The following is a 16,229-nucleotide window of genomic DNA, read 5'->3' as shown; positions in this document are numbered from 1 at the left end:
CCTGTGATGCAGATGCAGCTCGAGCTCGCGATAGATGCGGTAGATCCTCTTATGATTCCACCCGAAGCCCTTCACGTTGCGCAGGTACAGGAAACACAGCCCGAATCCCCAGTTACGGTGGTTGTCGGTCAGTCTCAGCAACCAGTCGGCGATCTGTTCGTTCTCTGCATTGCGCTTTCGCTCATAGCGGTAGCACGTCTGGCTTACGCCAAATGCCTCGCATGCAAGCCGGATCGACACCCCCCGGCGTGCTACTGCGTCCCTGGCCATCTCGCGGCGAGAAGATGGCCTCAGTCTTTTTTTGCCAGCGCCTCTGCGACGATCTCCGCCTTGATCTTCTCTTCGACGTACATCTTGCGCAGTCGTGCGTTCTCCGCCTCCAGTTCCTTCATGCGAGCCATCAGCGACACGTCCATGCCGCCGTACTTGCCGCGCCAGTTGTAAAAGGTCGCCGTGCTGATACCCAGCTCCCGACAAATCTCCGGCACCGCCAGCCCGGACTCCGCCCGCTTGAGCGCATCCATGATCTGGCTATCCGTGAACTTCGACTTCTTCATTGCGTAGAACTCCCTTTGCTGAAAATTCTACTTCCGATCCCGCTTACTGGCCGGGGGTATTACCGTGAGGCCTGATGAAAACGAATTCGATTTTGAGATTGTCGGCAAGGTTGTGTGGTTCTCCCGTCAGATTTGACAGGAATGTAAGAAACGTGTACGGTCCCCGTTTGTTCTACGGGGAAATACATGACACGCACTTTTGAAAACCCTGCGAATGGTTATCGAGAAACCATCAATCCTACAGCCTCTGGCGTGGCCGCAATAATATTTGGACCTCTGTATTTCGCAGTTAAAGGAATTTGGGGATGCGCCCTTGCGGAATTTCTAATTTCCTGCGTGTTAATTGCGATACATCCCGCACTTATCCTTGTTGCTTTCTTGATCCAAGCAACCATTGGCGGATTTGCATCAGACATGCTTGCGAAACGCTATTTGCAGCGAGGTTGGAAAGAGATAAAAGAGGAGCCCGCCTCACCTAGTGCTAGCGATGCATCTGCGCTAGTTGCAAGAGCCTGTCCGCAATGTCTCCGTGTGATGGACGCAGGCAGCGTCACCTGCAACCACTGCGCTCCTGGACGTGGCTGAAACACAGACACAGCAAGGGTCCTGTCGCATGCATTTCACGATATAAAATAGGACGCAGCTTAGGAGAGGACGCCCCTCCCCGATGGGTAGGCATGCCCGATGGAAGGCTGGCTATAGGCTAGCCGCCAATGATGCCCCAGGTACGTGCAAGGCGAACCCTGTTCATCCCACGAATACGCACGGTAGTTCTATCCGAGCGAGCGAAGCGAGCGAGGAGATTGAGCTATCCAGACGATCACTAGAAGTTCTCGTCTTAGAGGCGAAGCAGGCGTTAATCAACGCAGACGCATTAGGCTTAGAGATAACTATATTTGCCAAAGATGCGGAATAGCTGTACGCATTGGTGAAGTAGACCACATCACCTCTTTGGAGGATGGTGGAACTAATGACGATGAGAATATGCAATTGCTCTGCATAGACTGCCATAAGAAGAAAACAGCTACGGATAGACGTTATGTCTTGAAGTCTGGTAGCTCACTAGATGGGTTACCTATGGATAGCTCTCATCATTGGAATAAGCCATAGGCGCAGTGATCTACGGAATAGCTAGACTCCCCAGTGATGAATCAGTGTAGCTACAGTGGTTGTCCCAGTGATAACCACAATGAGCTATCAATGATACTCACATCCGAAAATAAATATCAAATTCCCGAGATTTTCCATTGACAGGCTATCCCGCATGTGATGCAGGCGGGGGTATGGTGATTTGCGGAGACGTTTTCCGCCGACACCGGCGGGTCAGTGTCGAAATATCCCTAACTGCAAAAATTTCCGCCGATAACGCCCTAGCTCTCAGGGATCGGCCTGGAATCGCTCTAAACAGTCCGTAAGCTTTCGTTGTGCGCGCACGCGTACACGCGTAGCCCAATATTAGGCCGGCTCGACTGCCGCCAATAGCTGACCAATTTCGCGGATCACGGTGTCGTAGTACGCAATCCCGGCTTCTGCTAACGCTATCGCATCGAACCCGTCTACAGGGTTCCCCAGATGGAACAGTGGCGGGAAATACTCCTTCCCAAACGCCTCGAACGCAGCGGGAATCACTCGTCCCGCCCGAAACACCACTTCGGCCCCTTTGGGTGCGTCCAAGACCATGCGGCCAGCCTTTATCTCCATGTGCCGGATATACAGACCTCGTTCACCCTTTGGCGGATTTATCGCTAGGCCTCCAGGTTCATGCCGCGTGATGTCGACCAGCCCGTGTTCCTTCGCATTTCGGGCCATCCGCAGGTAGACAAGCAGTTGATCCCCATCGTCTCCGATCAGGGCAAGTGCATCACGCATGGTTTGATGCCCTTTCACCTCCGGGTGCGGTTTCACACAGCTTTGCGTGCGATGCCAAGCACGCGATAGGTCCATTAGCACACTTACCCAAGCACGATCAAATGCAGGAAATGTCTTTGCTCCGCGCATTTCTTCCAGATGCGCCCGAGCATCTTCCAAGTCTTGCAGCGGTCTCTCGATTCCCATCATTTCTCCCCGTGTCCGGACAATTCTACAGGCAGCAGAAACAATTTGAGAACTCGCTCTGATAGCACTACGACCGCTGTAGCTGCTACCCAGGCCGCAGCATCCGGCCCGATGAAGCCGCCTGACCATATCCGCTTACTTGATGACGATTGGCCCTACTGGGATGCAATTGTGCAGGCCCGTGCCGCTACGACCTGGAACAACGCTGACTTAGCCCTAGCGGCTAATCTGGCCCGCACCCAAGCCGATATCTCTCGCCTCAGTCTCGAACTTGAGGACGAGGGAGACATTCTGGAGAACGCACGCGGCACGCCGGTCGTGAATCCCAAGCACAACCTGCTTGAGACACTCACGCGCCGCGCAGTCGCTCTTTCTCGCGCTCTCCATGTCCACGCAGAGGCAACCGTAGGCCGCAGCCAGGACGCCGGCAAGAAGCTAGGCGCAGAGCAAGCAGCACGCGGAGCCATCCACAACGCATCCCAGGCAGATGACGGGCTAATCCCCGGTCTGACGCATTGAGGATTCGCGACCCAGTAAGCCCCGGCCCACTCAAGCAGACAATCCCCCAGACTCGCGGCGAGCGCGTAATTGCGTTCTGTGAGCGTTACCTCCGTGTTCCGGAAGGCGCTCTAGTCGGCCAACTACGTAGCTGGGCGGCAGGGATGGCGACTTGATAAAAGTGGCTGGTTCGAAATCAACAATACGGATGGACAAGGAAACCGATTGAACATTGACAGCAACGGCGTGCGTGGATTCGACGCTAACAACACGCTCCGGTATCGACTGGGGTTCTACTAATGTCCGTAGGGCTGCAACTATGGGACGCCTCCGGGCGTCTCGTCCTAGACGGTAGTACGCGCTGTGGCCGCATCAAGGATATGGTGCGTATCGACGGAAACGACGGAGCTATCGGCGCGAACCTCTCGGACGGTACGCCGTGGTGGTCATTCATGCCGGACTTTTTGTTTTGGCACATCAGCATGAACGTACCTGTACCAATTATTGACATCGACGCAAACGGGGTGCGTTGGCGGTATAGCGTTACTAGCGATGGCTGGCGGTCGCCCGTAAAGGGCTGGCTAGTGTACGGGGTGTTTTGATGTCGGTAGGGTTTCAGGCATTCACGGATTCTGGACTGTTCCAGATCGACGGCTCTACACCAAACTACCAACTCACTGCGAGCCTTTCCGCTGTCTCTCAACAGACCAATATCCCCACTGTCATTAACAACGCGAGTATTCAATACACGGGTACGTTTTGGCTTTGTTCATTTACTTTCCGCTCGGACCAACCCCCACTGTGGGCCTTTACAGCAGATAGCGGAATAATGGTCACGCCGTGGGACTTCAAACGCGACGGGAACCTGTACACGGTTCGATTGATTACTGCGGCGCAGACCACCGTTCACCTGTTTGTGTATTCCCGTGTGCCTGTCCCTTCGTCGCGCTTCGGGTTGCAGGTGTTCTCCCCAAATGGCACGTTGATCGCGGACGCATCACAACCCTTCTGCAAGATTCTTGACGTTGTGTCCGGACAGTACCTCCCCGACTACGGTTGGACAGTCACCAGATTTCCTCAAGGTGCGGCGCAAACATACGACTACGGCCGCCCCGTAGCAATCGGCTGCATGTGGCCCGCGCACTACATCAGCGGTTCCACGAACAGCAATCAGCGCCTTTGGGACATCGCAGAAATGAGTGCGGTTGGCGTCTCAGGCGGCGTAGTCACATGGGAACTTCATCGCTACAACGGCGGCAACCCGCCCAACATTACGTGCTACCGCGAGTGCATGCACTACCGATTTATGGTGCTGGACATGACCGGCGTTCTGTAGCAACGACACACAAGGAGAAGATGGGAATTTTTCAAGAGGCGGCCGACAGTGCCGCCGCATCGGCCGGTAAGGTCACGGTCACAACTGGGACGGCCCTATACGGCCTCACTACTCTCCCGCTCAGTACCTACGCGGCGATTGCTTCGATTGTCCTGTCGGCCTGCTATATCTGGGGCGCTATGCCCCGCGTCGCCCGCACGGCCGTAGCCCTCATGCGCGGTTTGATCGACAAGGACTGGACCCTGTGGCGCAAGCTAGGCGACCAACCAACCCCGAAGAAAGACGACTAATGCGCGGAATCGATCAACTACTCGCGGCCCTGTTTCTGGTTGCTGCGGTATGCGCAGCCGGTGCGGGCCTCTATGCGAAGCACGAACACATCCGGGCAATTGAGCTACAGGGCAAGGTTGATGAGGTCACACGGGAACGGGACGGGTACTCCCGCGCACTCGACGCCCAGAAGATCGCAGAAAAGAAGGCGCAGGAACGAGCTAAGGCGGCCTCAGACCGGCTGGCGTCGGCGATCAAGGGCAACCCTGCCGTAGCAGAAACGGTTGTCCCTGATGCGGTTTGGGACGCTATCTACGGGGAGTCGGATGAGGGGAATTAACGGAGGTTTGGCCGTACTGGTTACGGCCCTACTGGCGGGGTGTGCTGCGGGGAGTTCGGGAGGGATTCCGGACGCGTACTTACAGGATTGCGCCCATGCGCCGAGACCGGCGGGTAAGACGGTAGCCGACTTGGCCCAAGCCCTGATTAATGAACGGGCTGCGATGGAGGCTTGCGACTGGCGCGACAAGGCAGCGTTGCGAGCATGGAAAATAGGAGCAGCGCGTTAGTTTCCGTAGTAGGACACATTGCCAGTACACTCGCCCTCAGAGACTGCGAAAATATCGTTTAAAATCAATGGCATACGCGATGTCATAGGTTTCCATGGCGCGGATTGTTCAGGAGCTTTGCAAGAGTCAGGGAAATTTGCAGATTTATCAGCCACTTAGAGTCAGGTGGCGGATGAATGTCTTGAGGAAGGGCGAATGATACATGCGATGGCGGAGAACGCAACGCCCGGATCGTCGCGCGGCGTCGATCTGCAGGCGGTGGCGTACGCGGAACGTGAGGCGGGCGGTCATGACGCAACGCCCGCCCCTCGGCCGGCCTCGCGAGCCGGGCGGGCACTCCGGTCATGCATTTTTCGCGGCGGGCGCAGCGTTGCGAGAGACCCCGCCTCGAATGCCGAATCGGGATCATGTACGCGCAACCTCGAAACGTGCGAACGCAATCCACTCATCAGGACTACGATCGATCCGATCAGGCCGCCGACCTTGCGGAAACGAACGACGCGCATGACACACAGAAACGATGACTCGGAAATGACGCCGCGCAATCACGTCACGCCGAATATCCAGTCGAGCGTCCCGAATGACACAGTAAGCCAATGCGAAATAAAAGAATGTGATTTGAAAGAAATGGAATTGGCCGCCGCGACAAACGGAATCGACTTTTCCTTTACTGCAAGGTATAAGCGGAGCTGGTTTTATTCGATGCGGGCACAACGGGAAACCGGTGAGAATCCGGTACGGTCGCGCCACTGTGTCGGGACGGCGCATGCCATTGCATGCCGATCCCGAAGCCAGACCTCGTTATGCCGCCTGCCCCGTCACCGTTCGGAACGCGTGCCTTCCGGGAGATTCACGATGCTTGACCGATTCACTCAGATTTTCAACGACTCGAACACGAGTGTGCGACGAAAGTTGCTGGGCATCTATGGCGTCCTGATCGCCATCAACGTGCTGGCGTGGGTGTGGGCGCTGGTGGCTTTCCACAACTATCCGGTACTGCTCGGCACCGCCATGCTCGCCTACGGCTTCGGGCTGCGTCACGCAGTCGACGCCGACCACATCGCCGCAATCGACAACGTCACGCGCAAGCTGATGCAGGAAAAGAAACGCCCGGTCGCGGTCGGCTTCTTCTTCTCGCTCGGCCATTCGACCGTCGTCGTGCTCGCGTCGATCGCCGTTGCGGTCGCGACCACGGCGATCCAGAGCCGCTTCGACAATTTCAAGGCAATCGGCGGCATCATCGGCACGGCGGTCTCGGCGTTTTTCCTGTTCGCGCTCGCGCTGATGAACTTCATGATCCTGCGCGGCATCTACCGCGCCTGGCGCCACGTCCGCAGCGGCGGAGCCTACGTCGACGACGATTTCGACATGCTGCTCGCCGATCGCGGCTTCCTCGCGCGCCTCTTCCGGCCGCTGTTCCGGCTCGTGACGCGCAGCTGGCACATGTATCCGATCGGCTTCCTGTTCGGCCTCGGTTTCGACACGGCGACCGAGATCAGCCTGCTCGGCATCGCCGCGACCCAGGCCGCGAAGGGCTTGTCGCCGTGGGCCATCATGGTCTTTCCCGTGCTGTTCAGCGCCGGCATGTCGCTCGTCGACACGCTCGACGGCCACTTGATGCTCGGCGCCTACGGCTGGGCCTACCAGAAGCCGCTGCGCAAGATCTACTACAACATGACGATCACGCTCGTGTCGATCGTGGTCGCGCTCGTCATCGGCGGCATCGAGGCGCTGGGCCTGCTCGCCGATCAGCTGAACCTGAAGGGTTCGCCATGGGATGCGATCGGAACGCTCAACGACAACTTCGGCATGCTCGGCTATATCATCATCGGCATCTTCGCGGCCAGCTGGATCGTGTCGATCGTCATCTACCGGGTGAAGCGCTTCGATGAAGTGCCGTTGAACACGCCCACCTGACCGATCGACGGAACCGACGGGCGGCTTCCTCCGCCCGGTCCGGCAGCGACAGATGCCTGCCAGGCGCGATGCGTCGCCACCCATCGGGCGTGCCTCGACCGGGCATCGACGGCCAGCGGCGCCCCCCCGCTCCCCGCCTGGGCGCACCGCCCGCACCCGCGCCCGGCGGCTTCCGCCCGGGCCGCCGCCAGCGGCGGGCGGCCCTCGCCTGCTATACTTTCCTGTTACGTTGACCTTCCCGCGGCGCGTCCGACCCGGCGCGCCCGCCCGCACCCATGCTCGTTCTCGGCATAGAAAGCTCCTGCGACGAAACCGGCCTCGCGCTCTACGACACGCAGCGCGGCCTGCTCGCGCACGCGCTCCATTCGCAGATCGCGATGCACCGCGACTACGGCGGCGTCGTGCCCGAACTCGCGTCGCGCGACCACATCCGCCGCGCGCTGCCGCTGCTCGAGGAGGTGATGGCGCAAAGCGGCACGCGCCGCGACGACATCGACGCGATCGCGTTCACGCAGGGCCCCGGCCTCGCCGGCGCGCTGCTGGTCGGCGCGAGCATCGCGAATGCACTCGCGCTCGCCTGGAACAAGCCGACCGTCGGCATCCATCACCTCGAAGGCCACCTGTTGTCGCCGCTGCTCGTCGACGCGCCGCCGCCGTTCCCGTTCGTCGCGCTGCTGGTGTCCGGCGGCCACACGCAGCTGATGCGCGTGACCGACGTCGGCGTGTACGAAACGCTCGGCGAAACGCTCGACGATGCGGCCGGCGAGGCGTTCGACAAGACGGCCAAGCTGATCGGGCTCGGCTACCCGGGCGGCCCTGAAGTGTCGAAGCTCGCCGAAACGGGCACGCCGGGCGCGGTCGTGCTGCCGCGTCCAATGCTGCATTCGGGCGATCTCGACTTCAGTTTCAGCGGCCTGAAGACGGCCGTGCTCACGCAGATGAAGAAGTTCGAGGCGGCCGGGCTCGAAGGCGAAGCGCTCGACCGCGCAAAGGCCGACCTCGCACGCGGCTTCGTCGACGCGGCCGTCGACGTGCTGGTCGCGAAGTCGCTCGCCGCGCTGAAGAAAACGAAGCTCAAGCGCCTCGTGGTCGCGGGCGGCGTCGGCGCGAACCGCCAGTTGCGCACCGCGCTGTCGGCCGCCGCCGTGAAGCGCGGCTTCGACGTGCACTACCCCGATCTTGCGCTCTGCACCGACAACGGCGCGATGATCGCGCTTGCGGGCGCCTTGCGGCTCGGCCGCTGGCCCGAGCAGGCGAATGCCGACTACGCGTTCACGGTGAAGCCGCGCTGGGATCTCGCGTCGCTCGCGCGCTGACCCGCGGCGCGCGCCCGCCCGCGCACGTAGCGGTCGGGCAAAAACAAAATGGCCGCTCGAAAACGAGCGGCCATTTTTCATCGGCGCGACAAAACGCCGCGGCGTTATGCCGCCTGCCGCTTGTCGCGTTCGATCAGCGCATACGCGCTGTGATTGTGGATCGACTCGAAGTTCTCGGCCTCGAGCACGTACGCGGCCACGCGCTCGTCCGCATCGAGACGCTGCGCGACGTCGCGCACGAGATCCTCGACGAACTTCGGGTTCTCGTACGCGCGCTCGGTGACGAACTTCTCGTCCGGACGCTTCAGCAGGCCCCACAGCTCGCACGACGCCTCTTCTTCCGCGATGCGGATCAGCGCCTCGACCGGCAGGTCGGCCGCCAGCTCCGCGTCGATCGTCACGTGCGAACGCTGGTTGTGCGCGCCGTATTGCGAGATCTTCTTCGAGCACGGGCACAGGCTCGTCACGGGCACGAGCACCTTCAGGAACAGGCGCGTCTCGCCGTTGCGGCTTTCGCCCGCGAGCGTCACTTCATAATCGAGCAGGCTCTGCACACCGGACACCGGCGCCGTCTTGTTCACGAAATACGGGAACGTGACCTCGATGCGGCCCGCCTCGGCCTCGAGCTTCTCGAGCATCGACGCCAGCATTGCGCGGAAGCGCTCGACCGTCAGCGGCGCGCGGTTTTCCTCGAGCAGCGCGACGAAGCGCGACATGTGCGTGCCCTTCTGGTCGGCCGGCAGGCGGACGTCGAGGTTCCAGACGCCGACGGTCGGCTGCACGTCGCCGCTTTCGGTACACACCGTCAACGGATGCCGGACCGCCTTCACGCCTACGCGCTGAATCGGAATCTGACGGGTATCCACCGTGCTCTGCACGTCCGGCATCACGAAGGCGGGATTCATCTGGTTCATCTTGTTCAATCCTTGTAAGCCGCGCGTCCGACGACGCGCACACCGCATATGCGGCAGCCGGAAAAGCAACATGGGCCCGCAGGCCCATGTTTTCCGCATCAATGAAGACCGGTTACGCCAGTCGCACCGGCGCCGCCCGCAGGCGGCGACGGCTTACGCGACGCGCTTGGCCTGATCGGCGACATCGGCCGCCGGGCTCAGGAAGCGTTCGCGAATCGATTTCGCGATACCCGCGCCGTCGAGGCCGCATTGCGACAGCAGCTTCGCGGGATCGCCATGATCGATGAACAGGTCAGGGAGGCCCAATTGTAGTACGGGTCGGATAACCCCACTCTCCATCAGGGCTTCCACGCAGGCCGAGCCCGCGCCACCCATCACGCAGCCTTCCTCGACCGTGACGAGGTAGTCGTGCGTCTCGGCGAGTTCGCGCACGAGCGCCGCGTCGACCGGCTTCACGAAGCGCATGTTCGCGACGGTGGCATCGAGCTCTTCGCCTGCGACGAGCGACGGAGCGACCATCGTGCCGAACGCGAGAATCGCGACACGCTTGCCTTCCGTCTGCGACGTGCGGCGACGCACTTCACCCTTGCCGAGCGGGATCTCGGTGAATTCCTTCACCGTCGGCACGCCCGTACCCGCGCCACGCGGATAACGCACCGCCGTCGGGTTCGGCTGTTGCAGCGCCGTGTGCAGCATCTGGCGGCATTCGTTCTCGTCGGACGCCGCCATGACCGTCATGTTCGGGATGCAGCGCATGAACGCGAGATCGTACGCGCCCGCGTGCGTCGCGCCGTCCGCGCCGACGAGGCCCGCGCGGTCGATCGCGAACACGACCGGCAGGTTCTGCAGCGCGACGTCGTGAATCAGTTGATCGTACGCACGCTGCAGGAACGTCGAGTAGATCGCGACGACGGGCTTGAGCCCTTCGGTCGCGAGGCCACCCGCGAACGTCACCGCGTGCTGCTCGGCGATGCCGACGTCGTAGTAGCGATCCTTGAAGCGCTTCTCGAACTCGACCATGCCCGAGCCTTCGCGCATCGCGGGCGTAATGCCGACGACGCGCGTATCGCGCTCGGCTTCATCGCACAGCCACTCGCCGAACACCTGCGTGTACGACTTCTTCGCGGGCGTAGCGGACGGCTTGATGCCTTCGGCCGGATTGAACTTGCCGGGGCCGTGGTAGAGCACGGGATCGGCTTCGGCGAGCTTGTAGCCCTGGCCTTTCTTCGTCACCACGTGCAGGAACTGCGGGCCGCGCAGTTCGCGGATGTTCTGCAGCGTCGGGATCAGCGAATCGAGATCGTGACCGTCGATCGGGCCGATGTAGTTGAAGCCGAACTCTTCGAACAGCGTGGCCGGCACGACCATGCCCTTCGCGTGCTCCTCGAGCTTGCGCGCGAGTTCGAGCACCGGCGGCGCAACGCTCAGCACGCGCTCGACGCCCGCGCGCGCAGCCGCGTAGAAGCGGCCCGACATCAGGCGTGCGAGATGGCGATTCAGCGCGCCGACCGGCGGCGAGATCGACATGTCGTTGTCGTTCAGGATCACGAGCACCTTCGCGTCTTCCGACACGCCGGCGTTGTTCATCGCCTCGAACGCCATGCCGGCCGTCATCGCGCCGTCGCCGATCACGGCGATCGAGAAGCGATCGTCGCCGTTCAGCTGGCTGCCGATCGCCATGCCGAGCGCGGCCGAGATCGACGTGCTCGAGTGCGCAGTGCCGAACGTGTCGTATTCGGACTCCGAACGGCGCGGGAAACCCGAAATGCCGTCCTGCTGACGCAGCGAGTGCATCTGGTCGCGGCGACCCGTCAGGATCTTGTGCGGGTAGGTCTGGTGGCCCACGTCCCAGACGATGCGATCGTTCGGCGTGTTGAACACGTAATGCAACGCGATCGTCAGCTCGACCGTCCCGAGGTTGGACGACAAATGGCCGCCCGTCTTCGATACGCTGTCGAGCACGAACGCGCGCAGTTCATCCGCGAGCGGTTGCAGTTGGCGACGATCGAGGCGGCGCAAATCCGCCGGGTCGTCGATGGTTTTCAGCAAGTCGTACATCGTCGTTCCATTGTAGGAAATCAAACGCGCCCGCATTCTGTTGCACGCACCATGCAGAGCGAGTGCGCGGCGGCGGGCTTTCGCGTCAGCTGACCCGGTTTACCACCAGGTCGGCAAGTTCGGCGAGACGCTGAGCGCGTGCGCCGAACGGTTTCAGCGCATCGTGCGCTTCGGCGCGCAGCTGCGCTGCCAGCTCGCGCGACGCCTCGAGTCCGAGGATCGATACATAGGTGGGCTTGTCGTTCGCCGCGTCCTTGCCGGCGGTCTTGCCGAGCGTCGCCGAATCGGTCGTGACGTCGAGAATATCGTCGACGACCTGGAAGGCCAGACCCACGGCCCCCGCGTAGACATCCAGCGCCGCCATCGTTTCCGCCGACGGCGTTTCGCCGGCCAGCGCGCCCATCCGCACGGCCGCGCGCAGCAGTGCGCCCGTCTTCATCCGGTGCATCGTTTCGAGCTGCTCGCGCGTCAGCTTGAGGCCGACGCTCGCCAGGTCGATCGCCTGCCCGCCGGCCATGCCGATCGAGCCGCTCGCGAGTGCCAGCTCGCGCACGAGCGCCGCCTGTTGTACGGGCGACAGCGCGGCGGCGTCGGTCAGCGCCACGAAAGCCTGCGACTGCAGCGCGTCGCCGACGAGCAGCGCCGTGGGCTCGTCGTACTGCACGTGCACGGTCGGCTTGCCGCGACGCAGCGCGTCGTCGTCCATGCACGGCATGTCGTCGTGCACGAGCGAATAGACGTGGATCATCTCCAGTGCCGCGGCCGCCGCATTGCGCGCCGCTTCCGTCGCGCCGGTCAGTTCGCCCGCTGCATGGCACAGCAGCGGACGGACGCGTTTGCCGCCGCCGAGGACTGCGTAGCGCATCGCCTCGTGGAGTTGCGTCGGCACCGCGGTTTCAGCGGGCAGATAGTGGCCGAGAGCGTCCTCGACACGGTCCAGCACGGACCGCATCCATTGTTCGAATGTCATAGATCGTCGTCTTCGCCGTCCGTGGCGGCCGTTCCGGACGAAAGCGGCTTCAGCGTCGCGCCATCCAGCACGCGAACCTGTTGCTCCACTTTCTCAAGCTGCTGTTGGCAAAACGCAACGAGGGTCGCACCGCGGCGGTATGCCGTCAGTGAATCCTCGAGGCTCAACGCGCCGCCTTCCATCCGGGCAACCAGCGTCTCGAGTTCCGCGAGCGCCGTCTCGTAATTGTCCGGCAACGGTTCGGTGCCATTGTCGGGCGGCGCGGCGCCTGGGGATGCGGTTTTCGCCATGGACGAGGGTGTCAAATTTCAAAACAAGTCGGACATTCTACGGCAAAAGAGAATTTTCCGACCTGCCGTCGTGGGCACCCGGGTACATCTTCCGGCCCCATCTCCGCCATACATTGTGCGCCGCCCATGGGCCGCCCGACAAAAAATTGACACAAATCAGGCACTTAATCCTAGCCTTACGAGGCGATCCGGGTATAATTCCCCGTTTCCCTAAATCGATTTTTCGATGGTTGGGTTGTTCACTGCTTTCACGCTAACACCGGGAGTGGGAATGTCCAATCTGAGCGATGCGCTTCAGTTGAAGTCGGCTCACAGCCAGCTTCCAGTCACTGCATACTTCGATGAGGCGCTGCTCCAGCGCGAGATCGAAACCCTCTTCAAGAAAGGACCTCGTTACGTCGGGCACGAGTTGATGGTGCCCGAGGCGGGGGATTATTTTGCGCTGCCTTCCGAGCAGGAAGGCCGCGTGCTGGTCCGCAACCCGGCGAACCAGATCGAACTGCTGTCGAACGTCTGCCGCCACCGGCAGGCCATCATGCTCAACGGGCGCGGACACACGCAGAACATCGTGTGCCCGCTGCACCGCTGGACGTACGATCTGGAAGGCGAGTTGCTCGGGGCACCGCATTTCCCCGACAAGCCCTGCCTGAATCTCGGCAAGAGCCCGCTGCAGCACTGGCAGGGGCTGCTGTTCGAGGCCGAAGGCCGGAACGTCGCGCGCGACCTCGCCAACCTCGGCACAAAGCATCACTTCGACTTCTCCGAGTACCACTTCGATCACGTCGAAGTGCACGAGTGCGATTACAACTGGAAGACGTTCATCGAGGTCTACCTCGAGGATTACCACGTCGTCCCGTTCCACCCGGGCCTCGGCAGTTTCGTGTCGTGCGACGATCTCAAGTGGGAGTTCGGCGACTGGTACAGCGTGCAGACGGTCGGCGTGCACAACGCCCTCGCGAAACCGGGCAGCGCGACTTACCAGAAATGGCACGAGCAGGTGCTGAAGTTCCGCAACGGCGTGCCGCCGGAGTTCGGTGCGATCTGGATGGTCTATTACCCGGGCCTGATGATCGAGTGGTATCCGCACGTGCTCGTGGTGTCGTGGCTGATCCCGCGCGGCCCGCAGAAGACGACCAACATCGTCGAGTTCTATTACCCCGAGGAAATCGCGCTGTTCGAACGCGAATTCGTCGAGGCCGAGCGCGCCGCCTATATGGAAACGGCCATCGAGGACGACGAGATCGCCATGCGAATGGATGCAGGCCGCCGGGCGCTGATGGCGCGCGGCGAATCGCAGGTCGGGCCGTACCAGAGCCCGATGGAAGACGGCATGCAGCACTTCCACGAGTTCCTGCGCCGCCACCTCGGCGAGATCTGACGGCCGGTGCGGCATCTTGACGCCGCACCTCAACCGGCAGACGAAAAGACGGGCTTCGGCCCGTCTTTTTTTGTTTAGACTTGGAGTATCAGGCCAATTGCACTCCACGGAGCCGTCATGCCACACACCCACTACACCACGCTCATCTCCGCCGCCAATCTCGCCGAGCGCCTGGCGGCAGCGCCCGACAGCGTCGCGCTGTTCGACTGCCGCTTCGATCTCATCGACCCCACCACGGGCGAAGCCGCGTATGCGGCCGGTCATATTCCCGGCGCACAGTACCTTCATCTCGATCGCGACCTGTCCGGCCGCAAGACGGGCACCAACGGCCGCCATCCGCTGCCGACCCGCGACGCGCTCGCCACGCTGCTCGCCAGTCGCGGCCTCAAGCAAGGCCAACAGGTCGTCGCATACGACGCGCAAGGCGGCTCCTATGCGGCGCGCCTGTGGTGGATGCTGCGCTGGCTCGGCCACGATTCGGTCGCCGTGCTCGACGGCGGCCTGCAGGCCTGGCAAGCGGCGGGCCACGCACTGTCGACCGACGTGCCGCAGCCGATCGCCGGCGACTTCCGCGCGGCCACGCCTCTCGAATCGACGGTCGACGCGGCAGCCGTGCTCGCGAACCTGAGCGCACCCACGCGCATCGTGATCGATGCGCGCGCACCGGATCGCTACCGCGGCGAAAACGAAATTGTCGATCCCGTGGGCGGCCACATCCCCGGCGCGCGCAATCGCTTCTTCAAGGACAACCTGGCCGCCGACGGCCGCTTCAAGACCGGCCATGAATTGCGCGAGGCATTTTCCGCCGTGCTCGCCGGCACCGAACCGAATCGCGTGATCCTGCAATGCGGCTCCGGCGTCACCGCGTGCCACAACGCCCTCGCTCTGGAGATTGCGGGCCTGCACGGCGCGTCGCTGTATCCGGGCTCTTGGAGCGAATGGAGCGCCGATCCGTCGCGGCCGGTCGCAACCGGCCCGACGCCGTAAGCGCCGACGCGGCGCAGGCGCAACGAAGCGGCGGCATGTGCCGCCGCTTGTCGTTTACATCACGCCGTATTGGCGGAGCCACGCGATCGCGCGCTTCCAGCTCTCCTCCGCATCCGCCTTCACATAGCTCGGACGGTAATCGGCAAAGAACGCGTGACCGGCATCCGGATACACGACGATCTCCGATTCGCGCGCGAGCTTCGAATCGCTCGCCTGGATTGCCCGCCGCATGTCGGCGAGCGACGCCTGCGTGATGTTCGCGTCCTTCTCGCCATACAGCCCGAGCACCGGCACCTTGAGCGACGCGGCATGGTCGACCGGATTGAACGGGGTCATCTCGTCGGTCTTGCCTTCCACGAACCCGTACCACGCGACGGCCGCGCGCACATGCGGATTGTGCTCGGCATACAGCCACGACTGACGGCCGCCCCAGCAGAACCCGACCACGCCGAGACGCGCCAGGTCGCCGCCGTTCCTGCCGGCCCATGCGACCGTCGCATCGAGATCCTCGGTGACCTGCCGGTCCGGCACCTTGCTGACGACGTTCTCGTACAGATCCTTGATCGTCGGATACTTCGCCGCATTGCCCTGCCGCGCGTAAAGGTCGGGCGCGATCGCGAGATAGCCGAGCTTCGCGAAGCGGCGGCAGATATCGGCGATGTGCGCGTGCACGCCGAAGATCTCGTGGATCACGATGACGACGGGCAGGTTCGTCTTGTCCTTCGGTTGCGCGCGATACGCGGGCACGCTCGCGTCGCCCGAGCGGATCTCGACCGTGTCGACGTCCAGCCCGTCGCTGTCGGTCGTGACCGTCTGCGCCGACACGGGCAGCACGGCCGCCGCGAAGGTGCCGCCCAGCGCGGCCTGCATGAACTTGCGGCGCGTGAACGGAACGTGGGGGACCAGGCTGTCGACTTCGGGTTTCAACATGAATGCACTCCTCGATTGGGTGCCGCCGCCGCGATCTCCGACGCGGCATGGCGGGGCATCGCGCCGGCGCGCGGCGCGGATGTCGCGGCGGGTGGGCCCCCCCCCGCGAACGGAAACCCCAACAAGATGCCCAATAATCCGTTGTCCCCGCCACCCTCCGGGATTTGAAAACCGCATACGGCCC

17 protein-coding genes and 2 pseudogenes are annotated in these 16,229 nt (G+C 62.3%); 12 read left to right on the top strand and 7 right to left on the bottom strand.

Going from position 1 to position 16,229, the window contains the following annotated elements:
- Positions 1–557 (bottom strand): annotated as a pseudogene (locus GQ57_RS44045) (transposase); the annotation flags it as partial.
- 186 nt (positions 558–743) lie between these two features.
- On the opposite strand from GQ57_RS44045, the gene GQ57_RS42715 reads away from it, so the two are divergent.
- Both GQ57_RS42715 and GQ57_RS44040 read left to right on the top strand, forming a co-directional pair.
- A complete protein-coding gene (locus GQ57_RS42715) occupies positions 744–1,142 on the top strand; it encodes a hypothetical protein (protein ID WP_152603460.1) in 399 nt (132 codons plus the stop codon).
- Between the two features lie 366 nt (positions 1,143–1,508).
- Positions 1,509–1,667 (top strand): HNH endonuclease, encoded by a 159-nt coding sequence (locus GQ57_RS44040; RefSeq protein ID WP_235215193.1) that lies wholly within the window; start codon positions 1,509–1,511, stop codon positions 1,665–1,667.
- Between the two features lie 345 nt (positions 1,668–2,012).
- Here GQ57_RS44040 and GQ57_RS42710 read toward each other — a convergent pair whose 3' ends face one another.
- A complete protein-coding gene (locus tag GQ57_RS42710; protein ID WP_152603459.1) occupies positions 2,013–2,615 on the bottom strand; it encodes a hypothetical protein in 603 nt (200 codons plus the stop codon).
- Between the two features lie 108 nt (positions 2,616–2,723).
- On the opposite strand from GQ57_RS42710, the gene GQ57_RS43235 reads away from it, so the two are divergent.
- From GQ57_RS43235 to tsaD, 8 genes and pseudogenes are all read left to right on the top strand, one after another.
- The gene (locus tag GQ57_RS43235) at positions 2,724–3,131 is read left to right on the top strand and encodes a TerS protein (protein WP_160257589.1); all 408 of its coding nucleotides are present in this window, start codon (positions 2,724–2,726) and stop codon (positions 3,129–3,131) included.
- A 114-nt stretch (positions 3,132–3,245) separates the two neighbouring features.
- Positions 3,246–3,410, top strand: a pseudogene (locus GQ57_RS44515) (phage tail tip fiber protein); the annotation flags it as partial.
- Positions 3,411–3,711: 301 nt separating this feature from the next.
- Positions 3,712–4,446, top strand: coding sequence for a hypothetical protein (locus GQ57_RS36885; RefSeq protein ID WP_034200482.1), 735 nt, complete (start codon positions 3,712–3,714; stop codon positions 4,444–4,446).
- 20 nt (positions 4,447–4,466) lie between these two features.
- Complete coding sequence (locus GQ57_RS36880) at positions 4,467–4,736, top strand: hypothetical protein (protein ID WP_034200481.1); 270 nt, start codon at positions 4,467–4,469, stop codon at positions 4,734–4,736.
- Complete coding sequence (locus tag GQ57_RS36875) at positions 4,736–5,056, top strand: hypothetical protein (protein WP_034200480.1); 321 nt, start codon at positions 4,736–4,738, stop codon at positions 5,054–5,056. Before GQ57_RS36880 ends, GQ57_RS36875 begins: the two co-directional genes overlap by 1 nt.
- Positions 5,010–5,285, top strand: coding sequence for an Rz1-like lysis system protein LysC (lysC, locus tag GQ57_RS44510; RefSeq protein WP_081896873.1), 276 nt, complete (start codon positions 5,010–5,012; stop codon positions 5,283–5,285). The genes GQ57_RS36875 and lysC overlap by 47 nt, the downstream gene beginning before the upstream one ends.
- An 855-nt stretch (positions 5,286–6,140) precedes the next feature.
- Positions 6,141–7,202 carry a HoxN/HupN/NixA family nickel/cobalt transporter gene (locus tag GQ57_RS36870; RefSeq protein ID WP_031399767.1) on the top strand — a complete coding sequence of 354 codons (1,062 nt, stop codon included), beginning with the start codon at positions 6,141–6,143 and terminating at the stop codon, positions 7,200–7,202.
- Positions 7,203–7,477: 275 nt separating this feature from the next.
- Complete coding sequence (gene tsaD / locus GQ57_RS36865) at positions 7,478–8,518, top strand: tRNA (adenosine(37)-N6)-threonylcarbamoyltransferase complex transferase subunit TsaD (protein ID WP_034200479.1); 1,041 nt, start codon at positions 7,478–7,480, stop codon at positions 8,516–8,518.
- Positions 8,519–8,622: 104 nt separating this feature from the next.
- On the opposite strand, the gene folE2 is transcribed toward tsaD, so the two are convergent.
- From folE2 to GQ57_RS36845, 4 genes are all read right to left on the bottom strand, one after another.
- Complete coding sequence (folE2, locus tag GQ57_RS36860; protein ID WP_031399769.1) at positions 8,623–9,432, bottom strand: GTP cyclohydrolase FolE2; 810 nt, start codon at positions 9,430–9,432, stop codon at positions 8,623–8,625.
- A 153-nt stretch (positions 9,433–9,585) separates the two neighbouring features.
- Complete coding sequence (dxs, locus tag GQ57_RS36855) at positions 9,586–11,490, bottom strand: 1-deoxy-D-xylulose-5-phosphate synthase (protein WP_034200478.1); 1,905 nt, start codon at positions 11,488–11,490, stop codon at positions 9,586–9,588.
- An 85-nt stretch (positions 11,491–11,575) separates the two neighbouring features.
- Positions 11,576–12,460, bottom strand: coding sequence for a polyprenyl synthetase family protein (locus tag GQ57_RS36850; protein WP_031399771.1), 885 nt, complete (start codon positions 12,458–12,460; stop codon positions 11,576–11,578).
- On the bottom strand, positions 12,457–12,750 hold the full coding sequence (locus GQ57_RS36845; protein WP_031399772.1) for an exodeoxyribonuclease VII small subunit: 294 nt from the start codon (positions 12,748–12,750) through the stop codon (positions 12,457–12,459). Before GQ57_RS36845 ends, GQ57_RS36850 begins: the two co-directional genes overlap by 4 nt.
- 271 nt (positions 12,751–13,021) lie before the next feature.
- On the opposite strand from GQ57_RS36845, the gene GQ57_RS36840 reads away from it, so the two are divergent.
- Together GQ57_RS36840 and GQ57_RS36835 are read left to right on the top strand one after the other, a co-directional pair.
- Positions 13,022–14,128 carry an aromatic ring-hydroxylating oxygenase subunit alpha gene (locus tag GQ57_RS36840; protein WP_031399773.1) on the top strand — a complete coding sequence of 369 codons (1,107 nt, stop codon included), beginning with the start codon at positions 13,022–13,024 and terminating at the stop codon, positions 14,126–14,128.
- A 117-nt stretch (positions 14,129–14,245) separates the two neighbouring features.
- Complete coding sequence (locus tag GQ57_RS36835) at positions 14,246–15,115, top strand: sulfurtransferase (protein ID WP_034200477.1); 870 nt, start codon at positions 14,246–14,248, stop codon at positions 15,113–15,115.
- A 54-nt stretch (positions 15,116–15,169) separates the two neighbouring features.
- Here the strand turns inward: GQ57_RS36835 and GQ57_RS36830 are convergent, their stop codons facing one another.
- Positions 15,170–16,045: a dienelactone hydrolase family protein gene (locus tag GQ57_RS36830; protein ID WP_031399775.1), complete on the bottom strand. Its 876-nt coding sequence runs from the start codon at positions 16,043–16,045 to the stop codon at positions 15,170–15,172.
- Between the last annotated feature and the right edge of the window lie 184 nt (positions 16,046–16,229).

Origin of the sequence: Burkholderia sp. MSh2 (genome assembly GCF_000731655.1) — a bacterium.
In the GTDB taxonomy this organism is placed as follows: Bacteria; Pseudomonadota; Gammaproteobacteria; order Burkholderiales; family Burkholderiaceae; genus Burkholderia; species Burkholderia paludis.
Note: the sequence above shows the minus strand (reverse complement) of the source record. Positions and strands in the feature narration are given on the sequence as shown.